This window comes from Flavobacterium sp. xlx-214, assembly GCF_013874595.1.
GTDB lineage: Bacteria > Bacteroidota > Bacteroidia > Flavobacteriales > Flavobacteriaceae > Flavobacterium.
The window spans coordinates 1,422,484-1,444,647 of sequence record NZ_CP059431.1 but is presented as its reverse complement, the minus strand read 5'-3'; the positions used below and the strand labels follow the sequence as shown (position 1 = coordinate 1,444,647).

Sequence of the window (22,164 nt, the reverse complement as noted above, 5' to 3'; positions counted from 1 at the left end):
AATAGCAAAATTGGTATATTTGCAAATAAATTTTTCCACAGTATGAAATACAAAAGAATACTTCTAAAATTAAGCGGCGAAGCTTTAATGGGTGATAACCAATACGGAATTGACCCTAACCGTTTGGCTGAATATGCTCAAGAAATTAAAAAAGTAGTAAATTTAGGTGTTGAAGTAGCCATTGTTATTGGTGGAGGAAACATTTTTAGAGGTGTTGCTGGTGCTAGTAAAGGTATGGATCGTGTACAAGGCGATTATATGGGTATGTTGGCAACCGTAATTAACGGTATGGCTTTACAAGGTGCATTGGAAGATGCTGGTATGCTTACCCGTTTGCAAACTGCTTTAAAGATTGAAGCTATTGCCGAGCCTTACATAAAACGTAGAGCAACACGCCACTTAGAAAAAGGTAGAATTGTAATTTTTGGTGCGGGTACAGGTAACCCTTATTTTACAACCGATACTGCTGCTGTTTTACGTGGTATTGAGGTAAATGCAGATGTTATTTTAAAAGGAACACGTGTAGATGGTATTTACACTGCCGACCCAGAGAAAGACCCAACAGCTACCAAATATGAAAACATTACTTTTAACGATGTTCTTGAAAAAGGATTAAACGTAATGGATACCACTGCTTTTACATTAAGCCAAGAAAACAACTTTCCTATTGTTGTTTTTGATATGAACAAAACCGATAATTTATTAAAAGTATGCCAAGGTGAAAACATTGGTACTACAGTAAACTAATTATAAAATAGAACCATGACAGAAGAAATTAACTTTATCATCGACGAGGCAAAAGAATCAATGGAAGGTTCTATTGCACATTTAATAAAAGCCTTATTAAACATACGTGCCGGTAAGGCAAACCCACAAATGTTAGGGGCTGTATTTGTAGATTACTATGGATCGGCTACTGCTTTATCACAAGTTGCTAACATCAATGTTCCAGATCCACGTACCTTAACCGTTACGCCTTGGGAAAAAAACATGTTACAACCTATTGAAAAAGCTATCATGATAGCTAATTTAGGATTGAACCCAATGAACAATGGTGATATGATCATCATTAACATACCTGCGTTAACAGAAGAACGTAGAAAGGATTTATCGAAACAAGCAAAAACCGAAGCCGAAGACGCTAAAATATCTATTCGTAATGCGCGTAAAGATGCCAATACCGATATTAAAAAGCAAGAAAAAGAAGGTACTTCTGAAGATGTTTGTAAAGATGCCGAAGATCGCGTTCAGAAATTAACCGATGCTTACATTAAAAAGATTGATGATATTTTTGTTGAGAAAGAAGCAGAAATCATGAAAGTATAATTCAAAAGCCACTCAAATTGAGTGGCTTTTTCTTTGCTAATTTAGCGTATTAAAGTGTTTGTATTGGTTCTAATATGATGGTGAAATTGTAAGTGTATTTGTTCCACATCAATAAGATGACATGAAAACACTTCTGTAAAAAGATGTAGATGAGAAAGTAATAATTGTTTCATAAATTGTTTTTGGTTATTGCAAACGTAATGGTTATAACGTTAAAAAAATCAAAATAGTATATTAAATTAGACTAAAAATCTACCAATAAAACAAAACAATTAACTAACTTAAAATCAAACAAATCCATAATTTTACATCAAACAAAACCCTATGTATTTACCAGAAGATCAATCAAAACTATTCTGCTTAGAGTGCGTAAGCGATAGTTCTCATGAAAAAGAGTCGGCAATATTTCCGTATTTAGAACAATTGGTAAAAAAATACGCTGTAGTAAATGTCTACAAAGCGGTTGATAGCATTGAAGGTTTTGAGGAAAGTTTAAACGTTTTATTGTATGAGGATCGCAATTTTAAAGATTATGATTTATTGTACTTTATTTGCAAAGGCTCTCAAAATGAAATCGTTATTAATGATTATATGTACTCTTTAGAAGAAATAGCCGAATTGTTTGAAGGGAAATTAAAGGGTAAAATACTGCATTTTGCCAATTCAAAACTATTGGATATCGATACCGAAACATCGCAATATTTCTTAGATGTTACAGGTGCTAAGGCTATTTCGGGTTATGTACACCACCACCCTATTTCCAGCGCTTTACTTGATATGCACTTTTTTGGGTTGTACGCAGAATTTGATGATGTAACCAATTTAGTTGAAAACTTATTTGAAAAACACTACGCTTTGTGTACTCAACTGGGTTTTCAATTGTTTTATTAATTTAACATGCAGTTTATCATTTCTTGGCATTGAAATTGTATCTTTAAATAAAAAAAAGAAAGCATGAAAAAATATCTTTTAATAATAGGCGTTTTAAGTTTAGGCATTATGTCTTTTACCACATACAAAACAGTAACAACAACAAAAACCATGGTTTTACAAGACGAAATTTTGATTGAAGGTGTAGGTATTTCTAGAACTATTGAAGCTACAGGTAAAGAAAACATTCGTATTGAAGGAACCAACAACAAAATCACCATTACGGGTGCTTGTAACAGCATTAAAATTGAAGGAGTTGACAATATTGTAAAGGTTGATGATGTTAAAACAGTAACTGTTGAAGGTACAGGTAATAAGGTAAGTTATAAAAAATCATCGGCAGCAGATGGAAAAGTAAAAACAACTGTTTCTGGTGTAAACAATAAAATTGATAAAATTTAAATAGAATTAGTAAGAAGCATATTTTTTAAATTTAAGTACATTTGATGAATTCCTTGCTTATTAGTAAGGAATTTATTTTTACAAATACATCAACATACATGCAATACGTTTACATACACGGTTTTGGTACTACAGGTGCAGGCAGCACTAAGTTTAAAAAAATCAAGGCTTTTGTAGATAACACAAGCAATACAGCTATTGCATTGGAATGGAATGAGCATCAAACCGATATTATTTCTTGTTTAACAGAGCAACTAAACAACCAAATTAATTGGCAACAACCTATTTGTTTTATAGGATCTAGTACTGGTGGCAACTTTACGTATCAACTTTTGGATGCTTTTAAAGATAAAGAAACGCTTATGTATTTTGTATTGATTAACCCGTTGGTAAATGTAGCGCAACGTAAAATAGAAAATCTTAGTTTTCCTTTAGAATTAGCCCATCAATTAAAAAATCCATCAGACAACATAGCTAATGGATTAATTTTATTAGGTAAAAAAGACGAAGTTCTAGATTACGCATACACCTACAATATCTTTAAAGATAAAAACACTGTAATTGTAAACGATGATTGGAACCATACTTTAAGCAACCTTGACACCGAAGAATTCATTCGTTTTATACAACAAGCACATTTGTAATACTTTTTTATTTTAGGGAATCGTATGGAATATCAGGTAAAATAAATCGATCGACATTACCGAAATCTATATCTTTATTTTTATAAACTTCTTGTCCTTCAAAATAAACAACACTTCTCAATCCTATTTTTCTTCTAGAAAAGTACATTTCTATTAAATAATGAGAAAATGCTTTTAAATCCTTAATTTCATCAAGCTTATCATGACCATAAACAAGTATTCTTTTAAAAGGACTATTAAATTCAAATTGATTTAGACCACCATCTTGTAAGCTCTGCTGATAATACTCTGATTTGTATTTAGTATAATCCAAATTACTTAGAAAAAAATTAATACTATCTTTTTCAATTTCATTTAATAAAAAATAGTAAACCATTTCATGTTTAGGAAAATCCCAAGCAACAAATACTGTATCGTTTTGAAACTTTAAGGAAAGTACACGTTCACTTTTAGTAGTTGTAGTAAAAACAAAATCCTCTTTCAACACCACTTTTTCTTCTTTCTTACAAGAAGTCAAAATAAACAATACAAAAAGAAGAAAACCTGTTTTCATTTTTAATGAGAAGATACAAACTTTAATCCAACAATAGATGCAATTAAGGTAGCAATAAAAAACACTCTCCAAAAAGTTACGGGTTCTTTAAAAACAAAAATGCCCATTAAAACAGTTCCTACAGCTCCAATCCCTGTCCAAACAGCATAAGCGGTTCCTAAAGGCAACGTTTGGGTTGCTTTCATTAACAACAACATTGATATTACTAAAAACCCTAAAAACCCACCGTACCAAGCATACATTTCGGTACCAGTACTTTGTTGCGCTTTACCTAAACATGATGTAAAACCTACTTCGCATAAACCTGCAATAATTAATATAATCCAATTCATGAATACACTCTAATTTTTTGGCAAAGATATAAAAAGCAAACGTTGTGCTTTCTATAAAATAATTCTAAGCTAACTATTAAAAAAATTGTACCTTTGCCCATTAGTTAAATCGACACATAATTATAGCAATATAACATGAAACATACTAAGATTAAAGATCTTTTATCAGGGTCAAGTCTTTTACAAGAAGTAGTAGCAAAAGGTTGGGTACGTAGTTTTAGAAACAACCAATTTATTGCATTAAACGATGGTTCTACCATTCATAACATTCAATGTGTTTTAGAATTAGATGCTTTTCCTGAAGATATCATCAAACGTATTACCACAGGCGCTGCAGTAAGCGTTAAAGGTACATTGGTTGAAAGTCAAGGTAAAGGTCAGAAATACGAAATTCAAGCAAAAACAGTTGAAATTTTAGGAGATTCTGATCCTGAAAAATACCCAATGCAACCTAAAAAACACTCGTTAGAGTTTTTACGTGAAAACGCTCATTTACGTATACGTACCAATATGTTTGGTGCTATTATGCGCGTGCGCAGTACGTTATCTTACGCAGTACACAAGTATTTTCAAGACAACGGTTTTTTCTATGTAAACACACCAATCATCACAGGTTCTGATGCCGAAGGTGCAGGTGAAATGTTTCAAGTTACTTCGTTTCCGTTAGATGGATCGGCTCCTCGTAACGAAGACGGAAGCATTAATTACAAAGAAGATTTCTTTGGTAAACACACCAATTTAACGGTTTCAGGTCAGTTAGAAGGTGAAGCGTATGCTATGGCTTTAGGGTCGATTTATACGTTTGGACCAACATTTCGTGCTGAAAATTCAAACACTTCACGCCACTTAGCCGAGTTTTGGATGATTGAGCCAGAAGTTGCTTTCTTAGATTTAGATGGAAACATGGATTTGGCTGAAGATTTCATCAAATTCGTTATTAAATATACGCTTGAAAAATGTGAAGACGATTTAAAACAATTGGAAGCACGTTTGTTAGACGAAGAAAAATCGAAACCGCAAGCTGAGCGTTCTGAAATGACGTTGATTGAAAAATTACAATTTGTTTTAGAAAACAACTTTAAACGCGTTTCATACACCGAAGCTATTGACATTTTAAAAGATTCTAAACCAAACAAGAAGAAACAATTCAATTACCTTATTGAAGAATGGGGTGCCGATTTACAAAGTGAGCACGAGCGTTTCTTGGTTGAAAAACACTTTAAATCGCCTGTAATTGTTTTTGATTATCCAGCAAACATCAAATCATTCTACATGCGTTTAAATGAGGATGAAAAAACGGTTCGCGCTATGGATATTTTATTCCCAGGTATTGGTGAAATTGTGGGTGGTTCTCAGCGTGAAGAGCGTTACGAAGTGTTAGTTGAAAAAATGAAAGCTTTAAACATACCTGAAGAAGAATTATGGTGGTACTTAGACACCCGTAAATTTGGAACAGCAGTTCACAGTGGTTTTGGTTTAGGTTTTGAACGTTTGGTATTGTTTGTAACAGGTATGAGCAACATTCGCGACGTAATTCCGTTCCCAAGAACACCGCAAAACGCAGAATTTTAAAAAATCTTTCACAGATTTTATAACATATTAAGTTTGATACAACGCTAATTATTTGCTATTTTTGAATAATAAGTTTGTATCAAACTTTTTTTATTAATAAAAGTCCAAAAGGATCAACATAAGATGTTAAAACAGAATTTACAATTAAAATTATCGCAAAAACTATCTCCGCAACAAATTCAATTAATGAAGTTGATTCAATTGCCTACGCTGGCTTTTGAACAACGCTTAAAAGAAGAATTGGTTGAAAATCCTGCTTTAGAATCAGGCAAAGAAGAGGAGTTAAACTCAGATGATTTTCAAGATAATTCTGACGATTATGATGATTACGACAATGAACATATTGATACGGACGACATCAACATTGATGATTATTTAAGTGATGATGAAATTCCTGATTACAAACTAAAAAGCAACAATTACAGCGATGACGATGAAGAGACGTTTTCGCCAATTGAAGCGCAAATTAGTTTTCATCAAAGCTTATTAGAACAGCTAAATACCTTTATTTTAACCGAAGAAGAACGTAACATTGCCGAGTTTTTAATTGGTAGTATGGACGATATGGGGTATATCCGTAGAGATATTCAGGATATTGTAGATGACATGGCGTTTACGCAAGGTATTTATGCATCCGAAGATCAAGTGCACGCTATTTTGGTAAATGTTATTCATGAATTAGAGCCAAGTGGTGTGGGCGCACGCGATTTGCAAGAGTGTTTAATTTTACAACTACGTAATAAAACTCCTAATGAATCGGTTGATTTAGCGAAAGATATTTTAGAAAATCAGTTTGATGCTTTTACCAAAAAGCATTACGACAAACTATTACAAAAATACGGAGTATCGCAATCACAACTAAGAAAGGCATTTGATGAAATTGAAAAGTTAAACCCTAAACCGGGTGGTAGTTTTTCAGGAAGTTCGCGTGCTATTGAACATATCATCCCAGATTTTACGGTAAAAGTAGAAGACGGTGAAATAGAATTGCTTTTAAACGGAAGAAACGCTCCTGAATTGCATGTTTCTAAAGATTATCAAGAAATGTTGCAAACGTATAAAGACACCAACGATAAATCTACAGCACAAAAAGATGCCGTACAATTCATCAAACAAAAATTAGATGGCGCTAAGTGGTTTATTGATGCTATTAAACAGCGCCAGGAGACACTTTTTGTAACCATGAGTGCTATTATTGAATACCAACGAGAATATTTTTTAGATGGAGATGAAACTAAAATTCGTCCTATGATTTTAAAAGATATTGCCGATATGGTTGGGTTGGATATTTCTACTATTTCACGTGTAGCAAACAGCAAATATGTGGATACACCTTATGGAACCAAGTTAATTAAAGAGTTTTTCTCTGAAGCTATGGTTAATGATCAAGGAGAAGAAGTGTCAACCATTGAAATAAAGAAAATACTGCAAAACATTATTGATGATGAGGATAAACAAAAACCTTATCCAGATGATAAATTAGCTGAATTGTTAAAAGAAAAAGGATATCCTATTGCACGAAGAACCATTGCAAAATACCGTGAACAATTAGATATACCTGTTGCACGTATGCGTAAGAAAATTTAATGAAACACTTAGCAAAAATAGCTTCTTATCTTTTTCACCCTGTGCTTATTCCTACAATGGTTACAGGCTGTTTTTATTGGATGAGCTCTAATTTTTTCATCACTTTTGAAACATATATTGCTACTGGACAGGTTTTCTTAATGACGTGTTTGTTGCCTATTTGTATCTACTTATTTTTAAAATCTTTAGGTCTTTTAAAATCAAGCATTATGATTACAAATGTAAGAGAACGCTCTGCGCCTATTTTTTTAAACATTGTGATTATAGCTATTTTGGTTTTTAAAATTTGGCAAGACACTGCTAACACTACCCTAAAATACTTTTTTGTAGCATACGCTATCTCCAACATCATTTTATATTTTAGTGTGCTTTTAAAACGCAAATACAGCATACATGTAGCTTATCTATGTGCTGTAATACCATTGTTTATTAATCCAACTACAACTTACTACATAAATCCGTTTATTGTACTGCCTATTTTATTGGTAATTATTGGCATAGTGGCTTCGGCACGTTTGTACCTAAGTGCTCATACCAATGTAGAAGTAATTTTAGGAGCTTTAATTGGCTTTACACCCGGGTTTATTTTGTTCTACAGTATGTAAAACATCAATCCAACATTAATCATGTTAAGATTACTTTGATTTGTTGTAAGCGTGTTTTTCTTATATAAAGGAGTAAAACCGTAATAAGCGTACAAATTCCAAGTATTAAAACCTGCTGATACATAAACACCAATATTTGATTTAGAAACTAAATCATTGTTACTGTAATTTATTTCGCCAAAAGTACCATTGTATTTTGTGGTAGATCTAAGCAAATAACTATACTTTATACCAGTATAAACACGCCAAAATTTATGCGAATGTACTTTTGAATTACGCCAACGAAATTCAATAGGAACTTCTAAATACATTAGTTTTTGAACATTTTTAGAAAAATTTTGATCAATAGAAAAAGTCCCTTCTTGTACATTAAGCAAAGCCCAATTATGTCGTAAATTATGAAACGCCAAACCAACACCTGGTGCTATAGCAAATGTTCTTTGTTTATTAACGGGAATATCGCGTAAAAAACCAAAATTAGTACCTATAGAAATAGATCGTTGTTTAAAATGCTCTGGTTGTTGCGTTAAAATACTATGCGTTACCCCTAAGTAAAATTGATCCTCACGATAAAAAGGATCAGTTACTTTAATGGTTCTATCTAACTCGGGAATAGTATCTGTAGCCTGCGCAAACATTTGTACAGAAAACAACAAAACAAATATGTTAAATAATAATCTCATCCTTCTAAAAATTATACATCAAACCAACGCTAAGCAACTGTTTAAATTGTACACGAGGTCCTTCGGTTATTTGAGTTCCGTTTACATCTCTTTTATTTTTAATATCATCATCATAAATCAAATGTCCGCCCAAAGTAGCTTTAATTAAGCTATTTACTTTCATTTCTAACAAAAGCTGCCAATCTGCATCTATGTTTCCGAAATTATTCAAATAATCAGTATATAAAGTTACGTTATTTTTTAGGTTAACGTTTTTCATAATGGTTTTATTCCACTCGGTAGTAAATAAAAAACCCAATTCATTTCTTGATTTCTTTCCTGCCTTTATTAAATTTCCGTCAGCATCAAAAACGCCTCCTTCTAAACCAAATTCTCCTTTGTTAGCAAGAGTAGCATCTAAAACCAAAGTAGATTTCAATGTAATAGGCGAAATATAGGCTTTAAAATTGTTCTTGAAATATTCTGAACCAATACCCACAAACAAATACGCTGGCGCAAAAGCTCTAGAAATAGGCACATCTATGTTAGGATATGCGTATCCGTTTGCCATTTGAGTATTCAATGTTAGTTTGGCAGAATAGTACCAATTTGATTTCACCGAAGATTTATAACCAAACGAAGAATTGATACTTAAAACGTCATCGGTTTTTCTTAATTCTACATTTTCTTGCTTGTTTAAACCGTAACGCACTTTTAACTCGTTTAGCCAAACAGTTCTTCCTTTTTCATATTTTCGAGAAAAATCGCCTTTAACAATACCCGAAACAGAGCTATATCCACCCGCACTCCAATTAGAGAAAGTACCTTGATTGATATCTAAACCTAAACTATTTGTTTTTTTCCAAAAACTGATTTCAGAACGAATGGGCGAAAGCTCTTCAAAAGGCAATTGATAATTTGATTTAGGAATTTTATCGTAAACAAACTGTGCTGTTTTGGGAACTAAAAAATACGATAAATCGTTATTTTTATTACGTTTGGTAACTTCAAAAGTAGTCAAAACCACTTGTTGAATTCCTCCTAAACTACTTTGCTTTAAAATAGAATCTTGTAAAACAATTTTAGGTTCTACTACAACAGGTTGTAAATAAAGCGTATCATTTACCTTTATAAGTGTATCAAAAATAGAGAACTCTTTTTTGTAAAAATCGTGTAGACTTTTGTGCTTTTTAGAATAAATAGAGTCGTTTGTTTGCGCAATACTTATTGCGGAAATCAATAAAAATAAAGCTGTAATTTTAAATTTAAACATCACTTACATTTTTAAATACTTTTTGCAAAGATGGCACATCTAAACCACATTGCTGCATTTGTTCTTGCACCGTTGCATGTTCAATAAAAACATCAGGCACACCTAAATTGATTATTTTTTTAGTAACAGAATTCTTTAGTAAAATTGAGTTTATAACACTACCAAAACCGCCTATTATAACGCCTTCTTCAACTGTTATTATTGTTTGGAATGATTGAACTATTTCTAAAATAGCCTCTTCATTTAGTGGTTTGATTTGAATAAAATGATAAACAGCAAAAGAATCAACATCAAAATTCAAAGCTTCTAGTACATTATTCACAATAGTACCTGTTGTAAAAACGGCTACTTTTTTACCTGACTTAATCTTTTGAATTTTAGAAAAATCTATTTTTTTAAACGGCATCTTCCATTCTACCGAAGAAATTGTTCCCCTAGGATATCTAACTGCAACAGGATGTTCCTGATTATTTTGCAAAGTAAACAACGTTTGTCTTAATTCAACCGCATCCTTAGGTGCTAAAATTTGAATATTGGGAATTGCATTTAAATAAGCAATATCAAACACACCTTGATGCGTGGCTCCGTCCTCACCTACCAATCCTGCCCTATCAATACAAAAAACAACCGGTATGTTTTGCAAAGCAACATCGTGAATTAATTGATCATAAGCACGTTGTAAAAATGTAGAATAAATAGCACAAAAAACTGTAAAACCTTCTGTTGCAATACCCGCAGCCAACGTAACAGCATGTTGCTCAGCAATACCAACATCAATAGCTCTTTCAGGAAAAATATCCATCATGTATTTTAGCGAACTACCTGTAGGCATAGCAGGTGTAATAGCAAATATTTTATTATTTTGTTGCGCTAATTCAAGCAAAGTAAGTCCAAAAACGTCTTGGTACTTCACTTTTTTAACTTTATCGTTAACCAATAAATTACCTGTTACTTTATCAAATTTTCCTGGCGCATGATAAACCACTTGGTTTTCTTCGGCTTGTTTTAAACCTTTCCCTTTTGTTGTGATCACATGTAAAAACCGAGGTCCTTCTTTTTCTTTTAAGCGTTGAAACTCATGAATTAAACTTTCTACATCATGACCATCAATAGGACCAACATATTGAAAGTTCAACGATTTTATCATATTGTTTACCTTAGGATTCTTACCTTCTTTAACTTGTGTAAGATATGTTTTAAGCGCACCAACACTTGGATCAATTCCAATAGCGTTATCATTTAAAACAACTATTAAGTTAGCATCGGTAACACCTGCGTGGTTTAAAGCTTCAAAAGCCATACCCGAAGCTATAGATGCATCACCAATTACCGCGATATGATTAACCGAATGATTTTCTTTTAACTTATTGGCAATTGCCATACCTAAAGCCGCTGAAATGGATGTAGAAGAATGACCTACACCAAAAGCATCATAAACACTTTCAGTCATCTTTGGAAATCCACTCAAACCATTTTTTTGACGATTTGTTCCAAAAACACCTTGACGTCCTGTTAAAATTTTATGTACATAGGCTTGATGTCCAACGTCCCAAATTAACTTATCAATAGGTGTATCAAAAACATAATGTAATGCAATGGTTAATTCAACCACACCCAAACTTGCGCCTAAATGCCCACCTTTTTCTGAAACTTCATCAATAATAAATCGACGAATTTCTGCAGCAATCTGAGTTAATTCAGAAATACTTTTAGATTTTAAATCAGCAGGAAATTGTATTGTTGGTAAAATAGGTGTCATTAACTTTGAATTACGTAACAAATTTACAATAATATCTTATTTTTGAACCACTATTTTAAATATATCGGCATGTTACTAAACGATGAATATTATATGCAGTTGGCTTTAACGCAGGCAAAAGAGGCTTTTTCAAAAGACGAAATACCTATTGGTGCTGTAATTATTGCAAATGATAAAGTTATTGCCAAAACGCATAATTTAACCGAGGCTTTAAACGATGTTACCGCTCATGCCGAAATGCAGGCTATAACGGCAGCTGCAAATGCTATTGGAGGCAAATATTTACAAAATTGCACCTTGTATCTCACGGTTGAACCTTGCCAAATGTGTGCAGGTGCTTTGTATTGGAGCCAGATTTCTAAAATTGTAGTGGGAGCTAGAGATAACAAACGTGGTTTTGAAGCAATGGGAGGACAATTACACCCGAAAACCGAAATAATTTACGGAGTTTTAGAAAACGAATGCAAAGCTTTAATGCTTGATTTTTTTAGTAGAAAAAGATGATATAAAATAAAAAAGTCGAAAAGAATTCTTTTCGACTTTTTTATTTTTACTTAATGACTAATTTGTGAGTATACTCTCCTGAGCTTGTTTTAAACTTCAGCAAATAAACACCTGAAGCAAATGTAGAAACATTTATGTTCGATTTTTCTTGAATATTCATTGGACTCATAATTAACTTTCCTTGTAAATCATAAATCGAAACACTTGTCATTTCTTCTAAATTCGACTCAATTGTTACTTCATCACCTAAAACAGGATTAGGGTATACATTTATTTTTGACTTCATTTCAAAATTAGTTGTAGAAGCCGGCGCATTACCAATACCTACTGCATACCAAGCATTTACTACTTGATTCCATTCTTCTGAATTTATGCCATATATTGCTGCTGCTGCTTGTTTTGTTGCATTAAAAGCATCTAAATAAGTAGCCGTATTTGTTAAACCTGTCATTAGGGCTTTATACGCTATTTTCTCTGCTTTTTGAATTGAAATTCCATATACATAATAACGCTTTCCTAAATCGTTATAACCAGTTCCACCAACGCTTAATAAATAAAACCAAAAGTTTCCAACACCGCTATTAATATGCACGCCACCGTAATCATTCCAAGGATCAGGATTGTTTGTTGTAGCCATCCAATGAGTTCCTTTATAAGTATCTGGTTGTGGATATGAGTTATTTATATCTACATAATTAGGATTACCCATATTTCTAAAATAATTTGGCGTAGCATTATTTTTAAACATACCTTCTCCCATTGTCCAATTTGGAGCATCGTTCACATAAAATTCAATTGCCGTACCAAAAATATCTGCAAAAGATTCGTTTAAAGCGCCTGATTCATTTTCATAATCTAAACCTCCGCTACCGTTTCTACTGACTACTAAATGCGAAAATTCATGACCAGCCACATCCAAATTTATAACAGGATGCATATCGGCACTACCTTTACCATAAAACATTCCAATATATTCATCAGTCCCATCTACTTCATCCAAAGCAAAAGCATTTTCATGATCACCAATCATATTACCAATATCATAGTAATTATTTATGTAATGATTATTTCCATCAAAACTATTTCTGTTGTGAATATTTTTATAATAATCGTACGTTTGTTGCATTGCCCAATGAACTTCTACAGCAGGCTTGGTGTTATTTGCTGTGAAATTTGCTGTGGTACTTGTATAATCTTTATAACCAGTAAAAGTACCATCGCTATTTACATCTCCATCTAAATTAACTCCATTAAACGTTCTAATTTTTCGTGCATTATCACGTAATCTAAAACTTCCGTTATAAGAATCAACTATTAACGATTTATTTCCACGATTATAAGTTGCACTTGTACTAGGCGTATCTGCTTTATAAACTTTGTTACGTTGAGAAATCAATGTTCCTGACTGAGCATCAATAATAAAATCATGACTTTTCAAAGGAGCAATTGAAGTTAAATTAACTTTATTTACCAATTTAGGCTGTACTCCTCCTTCTTGATTTTGCTCTTTTAATATATAGGTTTCAATTTTTCCGACCTTAACATTCTTAGTAGTTCCAAAATTATCAAAAGCTACATTCAATAATTTTTCTTCACTAACAGAAGCTTTTGTTGCTATGTCTTTAAATACAATTAACTGACCATTAACCTGTTTTACTTTACTTTCCTTTACATGAAGAAAAATCATGTCTCCGTGTACTTTCACATCTTTATAAAAGTGTTGGTATTTGTAATGAGTAAAACCTGTTTCTTTATCTTGTTGAGTATTTAATAATTCAAAGCGATGATCTTTATCCAATCCAAAATAATCATTTAGACCATTTTGAAACTCGCTAATTGAAATAGATGTAGTATTAAAATCAACTAGAAAAGTTCCTAGTGCATTTTGATATTGAGGTTTTGGCAATTTGCCCGAAATAGCACCATCAATTTGAACAACATTGTTCATAGCAGATGCAGTTGTGGTAAGCCCCAAGGAAAGAAATCCTAACGCAAAACACCCAACTTGCTTCTTAAAACAATTGTAATGAGTTTTCATAAGTTATCATTTAAAACCTTCAAATATAGAACAATTTTAAGATGAACCTTGAAAAGTTTTAATAAAAGTAGTTATTTCTTAAAAACGATATCCTAGAGAAAGTTGCATAACGCGATTTTTCCAATCTACATCTGGATGATCAACCACATTAGTTAAACCTGCATTGTAACGTGCTGAAAGCATTAAATTTAGAGGTAAATTAACACTTAAACCTACATTTACAGAAAAATCAAAATCGTTAAATTTAGGACTATTAGGGTCAAGATCAGAGAACTTCATTTTTGAAGCTGTTAAAAAACCTGCCTGAGGTCCTGCTTCTATAGCAAGCCCATTGGTTATGTAGTACTTTAAGATTAAGGGTACGTTTACATAATGCAAATCAAAATCATGATCAACTACTTTATCGTTTTCAAACATTTTCCATTTACCACCTTCACTAGAATAGTAAACTTCTGGTTGAATAGCAAATTTATTAAAACGCAACTCTGCAAAAACACCTGCATGAAAACCGTTTATTGAATTACCTTCATGAAATTCTCTAAAATTAGCACCTTTTAATTCGGCATTATTATACCCCGCTTTTATACCAAAAGTTAAATCTTGTGCATGTACTTGATTTGAAAAAGCTACTATAAAAATAGCTACTGTAAATACTTTAATAAAATGAGTCATATTAAAACGTTTTGTTGATTTTCAAAGTTACTTGAAAATATCAATTTAAATAAAAACGATTTTTAGACTTTTTTTAGTATGTAACTTTTGTTAATAAAAAAAAGGACGCTTCTTAATGAAACATCCTTTTTTATAAATTGCTTTACTTATTAAAATTTGTACCCAACAGAAACTTGGATTACAGCATTCTTAACATCTTCAGCATCAACTTTTACGCGAACACCATTTACAGTTTCATCATAATCTTTTCCAGTTTTAGCCAAACCTAAGTTATAACGAGCTCCAATAAAAAGACCACTGTCCATATTAAAACTTGCACCAACACCAACACCAAAATCAATTGAATTGGTTTGATCTTTAACATCGGCATCAAATTCTTGTGTAACACCACCAACGGTTCCTTTAGATTCAGCATTTGCAGTAGCTAAAAAGCCTACATATGGACCTGCTTCAATAGCAAAACTAGGTGCAACATAATATTTAGCCATAATTGGCACATTTATGTAGTTAATTTTAGCTTTTCCCTCATAATTAGCTGTTACGCCCATTACAGTTTCACTATACTCAGTTTTAGCACCTTGTGCAGAAAAAACAACCTCAGGTTGCACTGCAAATTTTTCATTAAACTTAATTTCAGCAAAAGCACCAACGTGAAAACCAATTAACATCTTAGCATCCTTGGCATCTTTACCATTTAGTGTAGCAAAGTTAACCCCTGCTTTTGGACCAAATTTTACTTCTTGCTGCGCCAATGCACTTGTAGAGAACGCAACTAAACCTAAAAAGGTTAAGGCAATTTTTTTCATACTATTTTTGTTTTAATTGTTAAACAAATATAACAATTCTATTGAATTAACAACATTTTATAACAAAAAAAGTCGAACCTATAATAGATTCGACTTTTTTTAATCAATTTGATTTCCTTCTTTATCAAAGAAATGATATTCTAAATACGTATAAGCATCTCTAGGTACAATTTTTACCCAGCGCTTGTGTTCAAAAAACCACTTGGTTCTCAATGAAGGAAAACCTTTTGTCATATACGCCGCTATAAACGGATGCGCATTTAAGACCACATTTTTCTGATCTTTAATAATTCGTTCTAGGTCAGCTGATATTTTATCAATAACTAAAATTGGAGCCTCAATTTCCCCTTCTTGATTAAGATTGGGGTTTTCTTCTTTTGTTTTGATAGAAACTTCAGGTCTAACTCTTTGTCTAGTAATTTGAATTAATCCAAATTTACTAGGAGGCAAGATTTTGTGTTTTGCTTTATCATCGCTCATTTCCTCTTTAAGGTAATCGTATAAAACTTTACGATTTTCAGGGTTATTCATGTCAATAAAATCAACAACAATAATTCCTCCCATATCGCGTAATCTTAATTGACGAGCAATTTCAGACGCAGCAATCATGTTTACCTCAAGAGCGGTTTCTTCTTGTGATTGAGCTTTGTTAGAGCGGTTACCACTGTTTACATCAATAACATGCAAAGCTTCGGTGTGTTCTATAATAAGGTAGGCTCCTTTGCTCATAGAAACGGTTTTACCGAAAGAAGTTTTAATTTGTCGTTCTATATGATATTTTTCAAACAACGGCACTTCTTTGTTATTGTAATGCTTTACAATGGAAACTTTTGAAGGAGCTATTTCTTGCAGATAGTCCTTGGTTTGATAATACAAATCTTCATCATCAATATAAATTCCAGTGAAAGTATCGTTAAAAACATCGCGCAATATGCTTGATGCTCTATTAACTTCTCCAAAAATTTTAGATGGATGATGAGCAGTTGTTAATCGTTTACAAAGCAGGGTCCATTTATCCATTAAACTTTGTAAATCTTTTTCTAGTTCTGATACATTTTTGCCTTCGGCTACTGTACGCACAATAACTCCAAAACCTTTAGGTTTAATAGTCTGCATCATTTTCTTTAAACGATCTTTTTCTTCTCTAGAATCAATTTTCTGAGAGATAGAAACGCGTTCCGAAAAAGGTACTAAAACCAAATACCTACCTGCCAACGATAGTTCTGAACTAATACGCGGACCTTTGGTAGAAATAGGTTCTTTAACTATTTGTACTAAAATAGATTGATTGGCACTTAGCACATCGCTAATAATGCCATCTTTATTTATTTCAGGTTCAAAAGGAAACTTCTTAAGAGTAAAATCATTTAATTTACCACTGGTAACCAGTTTGGTAAATTTCATCAATGATTGCAGATTAGGGCCTAAATCATGGTAATGTAAAAAGGCATCTTTTTCAAAGCCAACATTTACAAAAGCTGCATTTAAACCAGGAACGGGTTTGCGTATTTTTGCAATAAAAATATCACCTACCTGAAATCCTTTTTCATCTTCTCTATCACGATGTAATTCTACTAATTTTCCATCTTTTAATAAGGCAAAATCTACTGTATTTGAACCAGACCTAATAATTAACTCTTTGTTCACACGGTACATTTTTATCCATACAATATTTTGTTTCAGGCTTTAAGTTTTATCATTATAAAACATAAAAAACAAACCAAAAAACAGTACAGATGGATTAAACAATAAACGATATTATACTTTTTTAAGTATAAAAATGTTTTTTCAAAGAACTTTTTATTTTTCTAATAAAAGAAAAAAGTAGTATTAAACTACTTTTTCTTTTTATGACGGTTAGCTCTCGCTCTTTTTTTACGTTTGTGCGTAGCTACCTTATGTCTTTTTCTTTTTTTACCACTTGGCATAATCTTGTAGTTTTGAGTTAATACTTATTTATTTTATTTCTGTGTTTGTTTTAACACCTTCTACAAACACTTTAGCTGGTTTGAAAGCTGGAATGTTGTGAGCTGGAATCTTAATAGTTGTGTTTTTAGAGATGTTTCTACCTGTTTTTTCAGCTCTAGTTTTAATAATAAAACTACCAAAACCTCTTAAATATACGTTATCTCCACTTTCTAAAGAAGATTTTACTTCCTCCATAAAAGATTCAACAGTTGCCTGCACGTCACCTTTCTCAAGCCCTAATTTCTCTGAAATTTTCGCTACAATGTCTGCTTTAGTCATTTCTGCTTATAAATTAATTATTGTCTGTTTTTAAAGAGTGCAAATATATTAATTAAAATTCCAAAAATTCAACCTTAAGGCATTAAAATTTAATCATATAATATTATTATTTTTGTTACCTACTTAATCTAAGATGAACTTTACATTAATTTTATTGCATTGGTATAGTAAAAACAAGCGCAATTTACCATGGCGCAACACTACTAATCCTTACTATATTTGGCTGTCTGAAATTATATTACAACAAACCAGAGTTGCCCAAGGATTGCCTTATTACCAAGCTTTTATAGAAAATTTTCCTACTATAAAAGATTTAGCTACAGCACATGAAGATGCTGTTTTAAAATTATGGCAAGGTTTAGGATATTATTCAAGAGCACGAAATTTACATACTACTGCTAAAAAAATTCATTTTTATCTTGATAATAAATTTCCTACAACTTATTCTGAAATTATTGAATTAAAAGGAATTGGTCCTTACACTGCCGCTGCTATAGCATCTTTTGCCTTTAAAGAACCAGTTGGTGTGGTAGATGGTAATGTTTACAGAGTATTGGCTCGTTTTTTTGGTATGTTTGATGATATTTCATTACCTAAAACACGTACTATTTTTCAGGAAATGGTAAATACGCTTATTTCTAAAGAACATCCTGATTTGTTTAATCATGCTTTAATGGATTTTGGCGCAACCGTTTGTACACCAACCAATCCTAATTGTACATCTTGCCCATTGTCTGATGGATGTTATGCTTTTTTGGAACAAAAAATTACCGAATTACCTGTAAAAACAAAAAAATTAAAAGTCAAAAACAGATATTTTCATTATTTACTTATAAAAAACAATAACTCTTTACTTATTCAACAAAGACAAGAAAAGGATATTTGGCAAAAGCTATATCAACCTTTGTTGATAGAAACCAAAGAAAATAACGAGGAAGCTTTTTTAGAACAATTTAATTTGCAATTTCCGCAAAAAAGCATCAAAAAAGTGACTAATAATGATATCAAACATAAATTATCACATCAACAGTTATTTATTAATTTTTACGAAATAGAAGAAAAAACCGAGTATAATGACTCTTTAGAAATACCAATAACCCATTTAGATAAATACGCATATCCTATTGTAATATGGAATTTTTTAAAAGATTATTTTCAGCTAGAAAAAAATTAGTATTTTTGATGTATAAGGCAAAATAAATATGTACGGAACTTTAAACAAAGTAACTTTAATTGGTCATTTAGGCGATGAGGTAAAAATCCATTTTTTTGAAGGCGGTAATAGTATTGCTCGTTTTTCAATTGCAACAAATGAAGTTTACATCAATAAAACAACCAATGAAAAAATCACTTCTACAGAGTGGCATAATTTAGTTTTTAGAAACAAAGCGGCTGAATTATGTGAAAAATATTTAAGCAAAGGCGATAAAATTTATATTGAAGGCAGAATTAGAACACGCCATTGGCAAACCGAAGAAGGTGCAACCAAACACACAACAGAAATTCAAGTAACCGAATTTATTTTTCTATCAACTAAAAAAGACATCGATGCTAAAACAAAAGCAATGAAGCATACCGATGAAGATAAATTAGCTAATTTTGAAGTGCCAAAAATTTCTGATTATGATCAACTAAACGATTTACCTTTTTAACCTTTAACTAAAATTATACACTTGGAGCCCGAGTCCGCCATACCGCCCCTTTTATTTATAACACTTATTAGTGCTAGCTTATTAATTTCTTTATTTTTTGTTGCCCTATTTGCAGCCACAGAAGTAGCCTATTTTTCTACTTCAAAAAACCGATATGAGCAATTAGTAGAATTATTTCCTAAAAAAGCACTATTGTATCAAAAACTATTAGAAAAACCCATAAAATTACAAGCAACCATTAATCTTAGTAATACAGCTTTTAAAGTTTTATTTCTTTGGAGTTTGTTTGTTTTGTACACTCATTTTTTTATTATTACCTTTTGGGGTATTGCCATAACCGTTATTTTAGGAAGTTTTGCTTTGGCTTTTTTTGGCGAAATTTACCCTAGAATGTACAGCTCTAGACAGCTAAACAAAGTTGTGGTACAATCTATTAACACCATTGCATTTTTTACTGCATTGCTTTCTCCTATTACTTGGATTTTTAGAAAGTTGAATCGTTACTTAAATGGAAAAATCGACAAAAAAGACGATTCGTTTTCAATGGAACAACTTTCGCAAGCATTGGAAATGACCGATTATAATCCATCAAACGAAGATGAACAGCGTATTTTAGAAGGCATTGCATCATTTGGATCAACAGATGTTTCGCAAGTAATGACTCCTAGAATTGATATTTTTGCGTTAAGCGATGATGAACTTTTTCACGAAATCATTCCTCAAGTAATAGAAAAAGGATACTCTAGAATTCCCGTTTACAAAGACAGTATTGATCATATTGTTGGAATTTTATATATTAAAGATTTAATTCCGTTTTTAGACAAGAAAGTGTTTCAATGGACCACATTACTACGAGAACCTTATTTTATTCCGGAAGGACAAAAACTAGACGATTTATTAACTGATTTTCAATCAAACAAAAACCATTTGGCTGTTGTTGTTGATGAATTTGGCGAAACCGTTGGTATTATTACCTTAGAAGATATTTTAGAAGAAATTGTTGGCGAAATTGCCGATGAATTAGATGAAGATGATCCTTTGTATCAAAAACTAAACGCAAATGTTTTTATATTTGACGGTAAAATTTCTATTTTAGATTTTTGCAGAATGTTAGATATTGACGAAGAACCTTTTGAAGAAACAAGAAAAGATGCCGAATCTTTAGGAGGTTTTTTATTAGAACAAGTAGAAGATTTTCCTAAAATTGATGACATCATAACTTTTGAGAACTATGTTTTTAAAATTGTAAACATCAACAAACGTCGATTAGAAAAAATTAAAGTCACCATTAATGAAAACACGTAACTTATTATATTTAAGCATAATTCCTGCATTTTTTGTATCATGTAAAGAAGATGCTACACCAAAACCAGACAGTTATTTAAGTTTAGAATATCCCGAAGTTGTATATGAAAAATATCAAGGAGGTGATTGTGGCTTTAATTTCGAAAAAAATAAATTTGCTGTTATACATCCAGAAAAAAATTGCGCCTTCAAAATTGATTATCCCAAAATGAAAGCCAGCATTTATATTAATTACAAACCCGTAGAAAACAATCTTACCAAACTGTTAAAAGATGCTCAGAAATTAACGTACAATCATACTATTAAGGCAGATGATATACAAGAATCTATTTATGAACATCCTGAAAAAAAAGTATATGGTATGTTTTATAGAGTAATTGGTAATGCTGCCACTAACTTGCAATTTTATGCCACAGACAGCACTCGTAATTTTGTTACGGGAACTTTGTACTTTTATGCCAAGCCTAATTTTGACTCTATTTACCCAGCCACAAAATATATTGAAGCAGATATGCAAACCATTTTAGAAACGTTGGAATGGACAAATAAATAAAAAATCTCCCTTTTTTAAGGGAGATTTTTGTTTTAGATAATATTTTTAGTTGTGGTAGTTTTTGTCTTTTTATCTTTACTACAACAACCATCTTTTTTAGTGTCTTTAGATTTTTTATCATCACAAGACGATTTTCCGTCTTTATGAGATGAGCAACATTTTTTATCAGCTTTTTTCTCCTCTTGATCAACCATTGCTAATTCTTTCGCCACTTGCATATTTTGAACTTTGTAAGCTCCTTTAGCAATTTCCTCAACCATTTTCTTAATAGCATCCGGATTTTGTTTAGCATCGTCAAACTCAACAGTTGCTGTTTTAGATTCAAAATCAACTTTTGCTTCCTTAACACCATCCATCTTAGCTAATTTACCTTCAATAACCTTAGCACAACCAACAGCACAAGACATCCCTTCTACCTGAAAAGTAGCTTTTTGCATAACACCCGCAGTTTCAGCAGAGGTAACTTTCTCCGTATTTGTAAGCGAATCTGTATTATTTTCCTTTTGCTCATTAGATGTTTGTTTACAACTTACAAACATTGTTGTTGCTAACAAAAGCATTGCAATACCTTTTATTGTTTTCATAGTTTTCTTTAATTTAATATTTTACAAAGTTATAATTATTTTGTATCAGTATACACATTCTTAATTTTAAATTTTAAAGTAGATTAATAGATAATTTCACAAGTTTTTTATTATAGATATCAATCTTTATATAAAACAACCAAGGCTGCCTTTTAGGG

General features: G+C 31.8%; 24 protein-coding genes. 13 read left to right on the top strand and 11 right to left on the bottom strand.

Annotation, left to right across the window (positions count from 1 at the left end; all coding sequences use genetic code 11):
* Window positions 1–42: 42 nt before the first annotated feature.
* The 5 genes from pyrH (at window position 43) to H1R17_RS06825 (ending at window position 3,302) form a co-directional block, all read left to right on the top strand.
* Window positions 43–747, top strand: a complete 705-nt coding sequence (gene pyrH, locus H1R17_RS06845) for a UMP kinase (protein ID WP_163430441.1) — start codon at window positions 43–45, stop codon at window positions 745–747.
* A 15-nt stretch (window positions 748–762) separates the two neighbouring features.
* Window positions 763–1,326, top strand: a complete 564-nt coding sequence (gene frr, locus H1R17_RS06840; RefSeq protein WP_163430442.1) for a ribosome recycling factor — start codon at window positions 763–765, stop codon at window positions 1,324–1,326.
* A gap of 324 nt (window positions 1,327–1,650) precedes the next feature.
* Complete coding sequence (locus tag H1R17_RS06835; protein ID WP_163430443.1) at window positions 1,651–2,217, top strand: DUF6642 family protein; 567 nt, start codon at window positions 1,651–1,653, stop codon at window positions 2,215–2,217.
* A 63-nt stretch (window positions 2,218–2,280) separates the two neighbouring features.
* On the top strand, window positions 2,281–2,658 hold the full coding sequence (locus H1R17_RS06830) for a DUF3060 domain-containing protein (protein WP_163430444.1): 378 nt from the start codon (window positions 2,281–2,283) through the stop codon (window positions 2,656–2,658).
* 98 nt (window positions 2,659–2,756) lie between these two features.
* Window positions 2,757–3,302 carry a YqiA/YcfP family alpha/beta fold hydrolase gene (locus H1R17_RS06825; protein WP_163430445.1) on the top strand — a complete coding sequence of 182 codons (546 nt, stop codon included), beginning with the start codon at window positions 2,757–2,759 and terminating at the stop codon, window positions 3,300–3,302.
* 7 nt (window positions 3,303–3,309) lie between these two features.
* Here the strand turns inward: H1R17_RS06825 and H1R17_RS06820 are convergent, their stop codons facing one another.
* Together H1R17_RS06820 and H1R17_RS06815 are read right to left on the bottom strand one after the other, a co-directional pair.
* Entirely contained in the window at window positions 3,310–3,855 is a 546-nt protein-coding gene (locus H1R17_RS06820; RefSeq protein ID WP_163430446.1) for a hypothetical protein, read from the bottom strand.
* A gap of 2 nt (window positions 3,856–3,857) precedes the next feature.
* The gene (locus tag H1R17_RS06815) at window positions 3,858–4,187 is read right to left on the bottom strand and encodes a multidrug efflux SMR transporter (protein ID WP_163430447.1); all 330 of its coding nucleotides are present in this window, start codon (window positions 4,185–4,187) and stop codon (window positions 3,858–3,860) included.
* A gap of 135 nt (window positions 4,188–4,322) precedes the next feature.
* Between H1R17_RS06815 and asnS the strand changes: the two genes are divergently transcribed.
* The 3 genes from asnS to H1R17_RS06800 all read left to right on the top strand — a co-directional run bounded on the left by asnS (window position 4,323) and on the right by H1R17_RS06800 (window position 7,951).
* Window positions 4,323–5,759 carry an asparagine--tRNA ligase gene (gene asnS, locus H1R17_RS06810; RefSeq protein ID WP_163430448.1) on the top strand — a complete coding sequence of 479 codons (1,437 nt, stop codon included), beginning with the start codon at window positions 4,323–4,325 and terminating at the stop codon, window positions 5,757–5,759.
* Window positions 5,760–5,882: 123 nt separating this feature from the next.
* On the top strand, window positions 5,883–7,346 hold the full coding sequence (rpoN, locus tag H1R17_RS06805; protein ID WP_163430449.1) for an RNA polymerase factor sigma-54: 1,464 nt from the start codon (window positions 5,883–5,885) through the stop codon (window positions 7,344–7,346).
* A complete protein-coding gene (locus tag H1R17_RS06800) occupies window positions 7,346–7,951 on the top strand; it encodes a hypothetical protein (RefSeq protein ID WP_163430450.1) in 606 nt (201 codons plus the stop codon). The genes rpoN and H1R17_RS06800 overlap by 1 nt, the downstream gene beginning before the upstream one ends.
* Here the strand turns inward: H1R17_RS06800 and H1R17_RS06795 are convergent.
* The 3 genes from H1R17_RS06795 to H1R17_RS06785 are packed head-to-tail and all read right to left on the bottom strand — an operon-like array spanning window position 7,939 to window position 11,645.
* Window positions 7,939–8,634: a porin family protein gene (locus H1R17_RS06795; RefSeq protein ID WP_163430451.1), complete on the bottom strand. Its 696-nt coding sequence runs from the start codon at window positions 8,632–8,634 to the stop codon at window positions 7,939–7,941. The genes H1R17_RS06800 and H1R17_RS06795 overlap by 13 nt on opposite strands.
* 4 nt (window positions 8,635–8,638) lie before the next feature.
* Window positions 8,639–9,886 (bottom strand): DUF3078 domain-containing protein, encoded by a 1,248-nt coding sequence (locus tag H1R17_RS06790; RefSeq protein ID WP_163430452.1) that lies wholly within the window; start codon window positions 9,884–9,886, stop codon window positions 8,639–8,641.
* Window positions 9,879–11,645, bottom strand: coding sequence for a 1-deoxy-D-xylulose-5-phosphate synthase (locus H1R17_RS06785; RefSeq protein WP_163430453.1), 1,767 nt, complete (start codon window positions 11,643–11,645; stop codon window positions 9,879–9,881). Before H1R17_RS06785 ends, H1R17_RS06790 begins: the two co-directional genes overlap by 8 nt.
* A 69-nt stretch (window positions 11,646–11,714) precedes the next feature.
* On the opposite strand from H1R17_RS06785, the gene H1R17_RS06780 reads away from it, so the two are divergent.
* Window positions 11,715–12,149 (top strand): nucleoside deaminase, encoded by a 435-nt coding sequence (locus tag H1R17_RS06780; RefSeq protein WP_163430454.1) that lies wholly within the window; start codon window positions 11,715–11,717, stop codon window positions 12,147–12,149.
* Between the two features lie 46 nt (window positions 12,150–12,195).
* Here the strand turns inward: H1R17_RS06780 and H1R17_RS06775 are convergent, their stop codons facing one another.
* The 5 genes from H1R17_RS06775 to H1R17_RS06755 all read right to left on the bottom strand — a co-directional run bounded on the left by H1R17_RS06775 (window position 12,196) and on the right by H1R17_RS06755 (window position 17,912).
* Window positions 12,196–14,187: a M4 family metallopeptidase gene (locus H1R17_RS06775; RefSeq protein ID WP_163430455.1), complete on the bottom strand. Its 1,992-nt coding sequence runs from the start codon at window positions 14,185–14,187 to the stop codon at window positions 12,196–12,198.
* Window positions 14,188–14,265: 78 nt separating this feature from the next.
* The gene (locus H1R17_RS06770) at window positions 14,266–14,859 is read right to left on the bottom strand and encodes a porin family protein (RefSeq protein WP_163430456.1); all 594 of its coding nucleotides are present in this window, start codon (window positions 14,857–14,859) and stop codon (window positions 14,266–14,268) included.
* A gap of 149 nt (window positions 14,860–15,008) precedes the next feature.
* Window positions 15,009–15,665, bottom strand: a complete 657-nt coding sequence (locus tag H1R17_RS06765; RefSeq protein WP_163430457.1) for a porin family protein — start codon at window positions 15,663–15,665, stop codon at window positions 15,009–15,011.
* Window positions 15,666–15,764: 99 nt separating this feature from the next.
* On the bottom strand, window positions 15,765–17,312 hold the full coding sequence (locus H1R17_RS06760) for an Rne/Rng family ribonuclease (RefSeq protein ID WP_163430458.1): 1,548 nt from the start codon (window positions 17,310–17,312) through the stop codon (window positions 15,765–15,767).
* Between the two features lie 309 nt (window positions 17,313–17,621).
* Window positions 17,622–17,912, bottom strand: a complete 291-nt coding sequence (locus H1R17_RS06755) for an HU family DNA-binding protein (protein WP_163430459.1) — start codon at window positions 17,910–17,912, stop codon at window positions 17,622–17,624.
* Window positions 17,913–18,045: 133 nt separating this feature from the next.
* Between H1R17_RS06755 and mutY the strand changes: the two genes are divergently transcribed.
* The 4 genes from mutY to gldD are packed head-to-tail and all read left to right on the top strand — an operon-like array spanning window position 18,046 to window position 21,422.
* Window positions 18,046–19,086 carry an A/G-specific adenine glycosylase gene (mutY, locus tag H1R17_RS06750; RefSeq protein WP_163430460.1) on the top strand — a complete coding sequence of 347 codons (1,041 nt, stop codon included), beginning with the start codon at window positions 18,046–18,048 and terminating at the stop codon, window positions 19,084–19,086.
* A gap of 28 nt (window positions 19,087–19,114) precedes the next feature.
* The gene (locus H1R17_RS06745; protein WP_163430461.1) at window positions 19,115–19,564 is read left to right on the top strand and encodes a single-stranded DNA-binding protein; all 450 of its coding nucleotides are present in this window, start codon (window positions 19,115–19,117) and stop codon (window positions 19,562–19,564) included.
* A 21-nt stretch (window positions 19,565–19,585) separates the two neighbouring features.
* Complete coding sequence (gldE, locus tag H1R17_RS06740; RefSeq protein WP_163430462.1) at window positions 19,586–20,869, top strand: gliding motility-associated protein GldE; 1,284 nt, start codon at window positions 19,586–19,588, stop codon at window positions 20,867–20,869.
* Window positions 20,856–21,422, top strand: a complete 567-nt coding sequence (gldD, locus tag H1R17_RS06735) for a gliding motility lipoprotein GldD (protein ID WP_163430463.1) — start codon at window positions 20,856–20,858, stop codon at window positions 21,420–21,422. The genes gldE and gldD overlap by 14 nt, the downstream gene beginning before the upstream one ends.
* A 32-nt stretch (window positions 21,423–21,454) precedes the next feature.
* Here the strand turns inward: gldD and H1R17_RS06730 are convergent, their stop codons facing one another.
* A complete protein-coding gene (locus H1R17_RS06730; protein WP_163430464.1) occupies window positions 21,455–22,006 on the bottom strand; it encodes a heavy-metal-associated domain-containing protein in 552 nt (183 codons plus the stop codon).
* Window positions 22,007–22,164: the final 158 nt, after the last annotated feature.

Excerpts from the sequence above, each read along its gene's own strand:
- pyrH (WP_163430441.1), top strand. The coding sequence starts at position 43 with ATGAAATACAAAAGAATACTTCTAAAATTAAGCGGCGAAGCTTTAATG.
- frr (WP_163430442.1), top strand. The coding sequence starts at position 763 with ATGACAGAAGAAATTAACTTTATCATCGACGAGGCAAAAGAATCAATG.
- H1R17_RS06835 (WP_163430443.1), top strand. The coding sequence starts at position 1,651 with ATGTATTTACCAGAAGATCAATCAAAACTATTCTGCTTAGAGTGCGTA.
- H1R17_RS06830 (WP_163430444.1), top strand. The coding sequence starts at position 2,281 with ATGAAAAAATATCTTTTAATAATAGGCGTTTTAAGTTTAGGCATTATG.
- H1R17_RS06825 (WP_163430445.1), top strand. The coding sequence starts at position 2,757 with ATGCAATACGTTTACATACACGGTTTTGGTACTACAGGTGCAGGCAGC.
- H1R17_RS06820 (WP_163430446.1), bottom strand. The coding sequence starts at position 3,855 with ATGAAAACAGGTTTTCTTCTTTTTGTATTGTTTATTTTGACTTCTTGT.
- H1R17_RS06815 (WP_163430447.1), bottom strand. The coding sequence starts at position 4,187 with ATGAATTGGATTATATTAATTATTGCAGGTTTATGCGAAGTAGGTTTT.
- asnS (WP_163430448.1), top strand. The coding sequence starts at position 4,323 with ATGAAACATACTAAGATTAAAGATCTTTTATCAGGGTCAAGTCTTTTA.
- rpoN (WP_163430449.1), top strand. The coding sequence starts at position 5,883 with ATGTTAAAACAGAATTTACAATTAAAATTATCGCAAAAACTATCTCCG.
- H1R17_RS06800 (WP_163430450.1), top strand. The coding sequence starts at position 7,346 with ATGAAACACTTAGCAAAAATAGCTTCTTATCTTTTTCACCCTGTGCTT.
- H1R17_RS06795 (WP_163430451.1), bottom strand. The coding sequence starts at position 8,634 with ATGAGATTATTATTTAACATATTTGTTTTGTTGTTTTCTGTACAAATG.
- H1R17_RS06790 (WP_163430452.1), bottom strand. The coding sequence starts at position 9,886 with ATGTTTAAATTTAAAATTACAGCTTTATTTTTATTGATTTCCGCAATA.
- H1R17_RS06785 (WP_163430453.1), bottom strand. The coding sequence starts at position 11,645 with ATGACACCTATTTTACCAACAATACAATTTCCTGCTGATTTAAAATCT.
- H1R17_RS06780 (WP_163430454.1), top strand. The coding sequence starts at position 11,715 with ATGTTACTAAACGATGAATATTATATGCAGTTGGCTTTAACGCAGGCA.
- H1R17_RS06775 (WP_163430455.1), bottom strand. The coding sequence starts at position 14,187 with ATGAAAACTCATTACAATTGTTTTAAGAAGCAAGTTGGGTGTTTTGCG.
- H1R17_RS06770 (WP_163430456.1), bottom strand. The coding sequence starts at position 14,859 with ATGACTCATTTTATTAAAGTATTTACAGTAGCTATTTTTATAGTAGCT.
- H1R17_RS06765 (WP_163430457.1), bottom strand. The coding sequence starts at position 15,665 with ATGAAAAAAATTGCCTTAACCTTTTTAGGTTTAGTTGCGTTCTCTACA.
- H1R17_RS06755 (WP_163430459.1), bottom strand. The coding sequence starts at position 17,912 with ATGACTAAAGCAGACATTGTAGCGAAAATTTCAGAGAAATTAGGGCTT.
- mutY (WP_163430460.1), top strand. The coding sequence starts at position 18,046 with ATGAACTTTACATTAATTTTATTGCATTGGTATAGTAAAAACAAGCGC.
- H1R17_RS06745 (WP_163430461.1), top strand. The coding sequence starts at position 19,115 with ATGTACGGAACTTTAAACAAAGTAACTTTAATTGGTCATTTAGGCGAT.
- gldD (WP_163430463.1), top strand. The coding sequence starts at position 20,856 with ATGAAAACACGTAACTTATTATATTTAAGCATAATTCCTGCATTTTTT.
- H1R17_RS06730 (WP_163430464.1), bottom strand. The coding sequence starts at position 22,006 with ATGAAAACAATAAAAGGTATTGCAATGCTTTTGTTAGCAACAACAATG.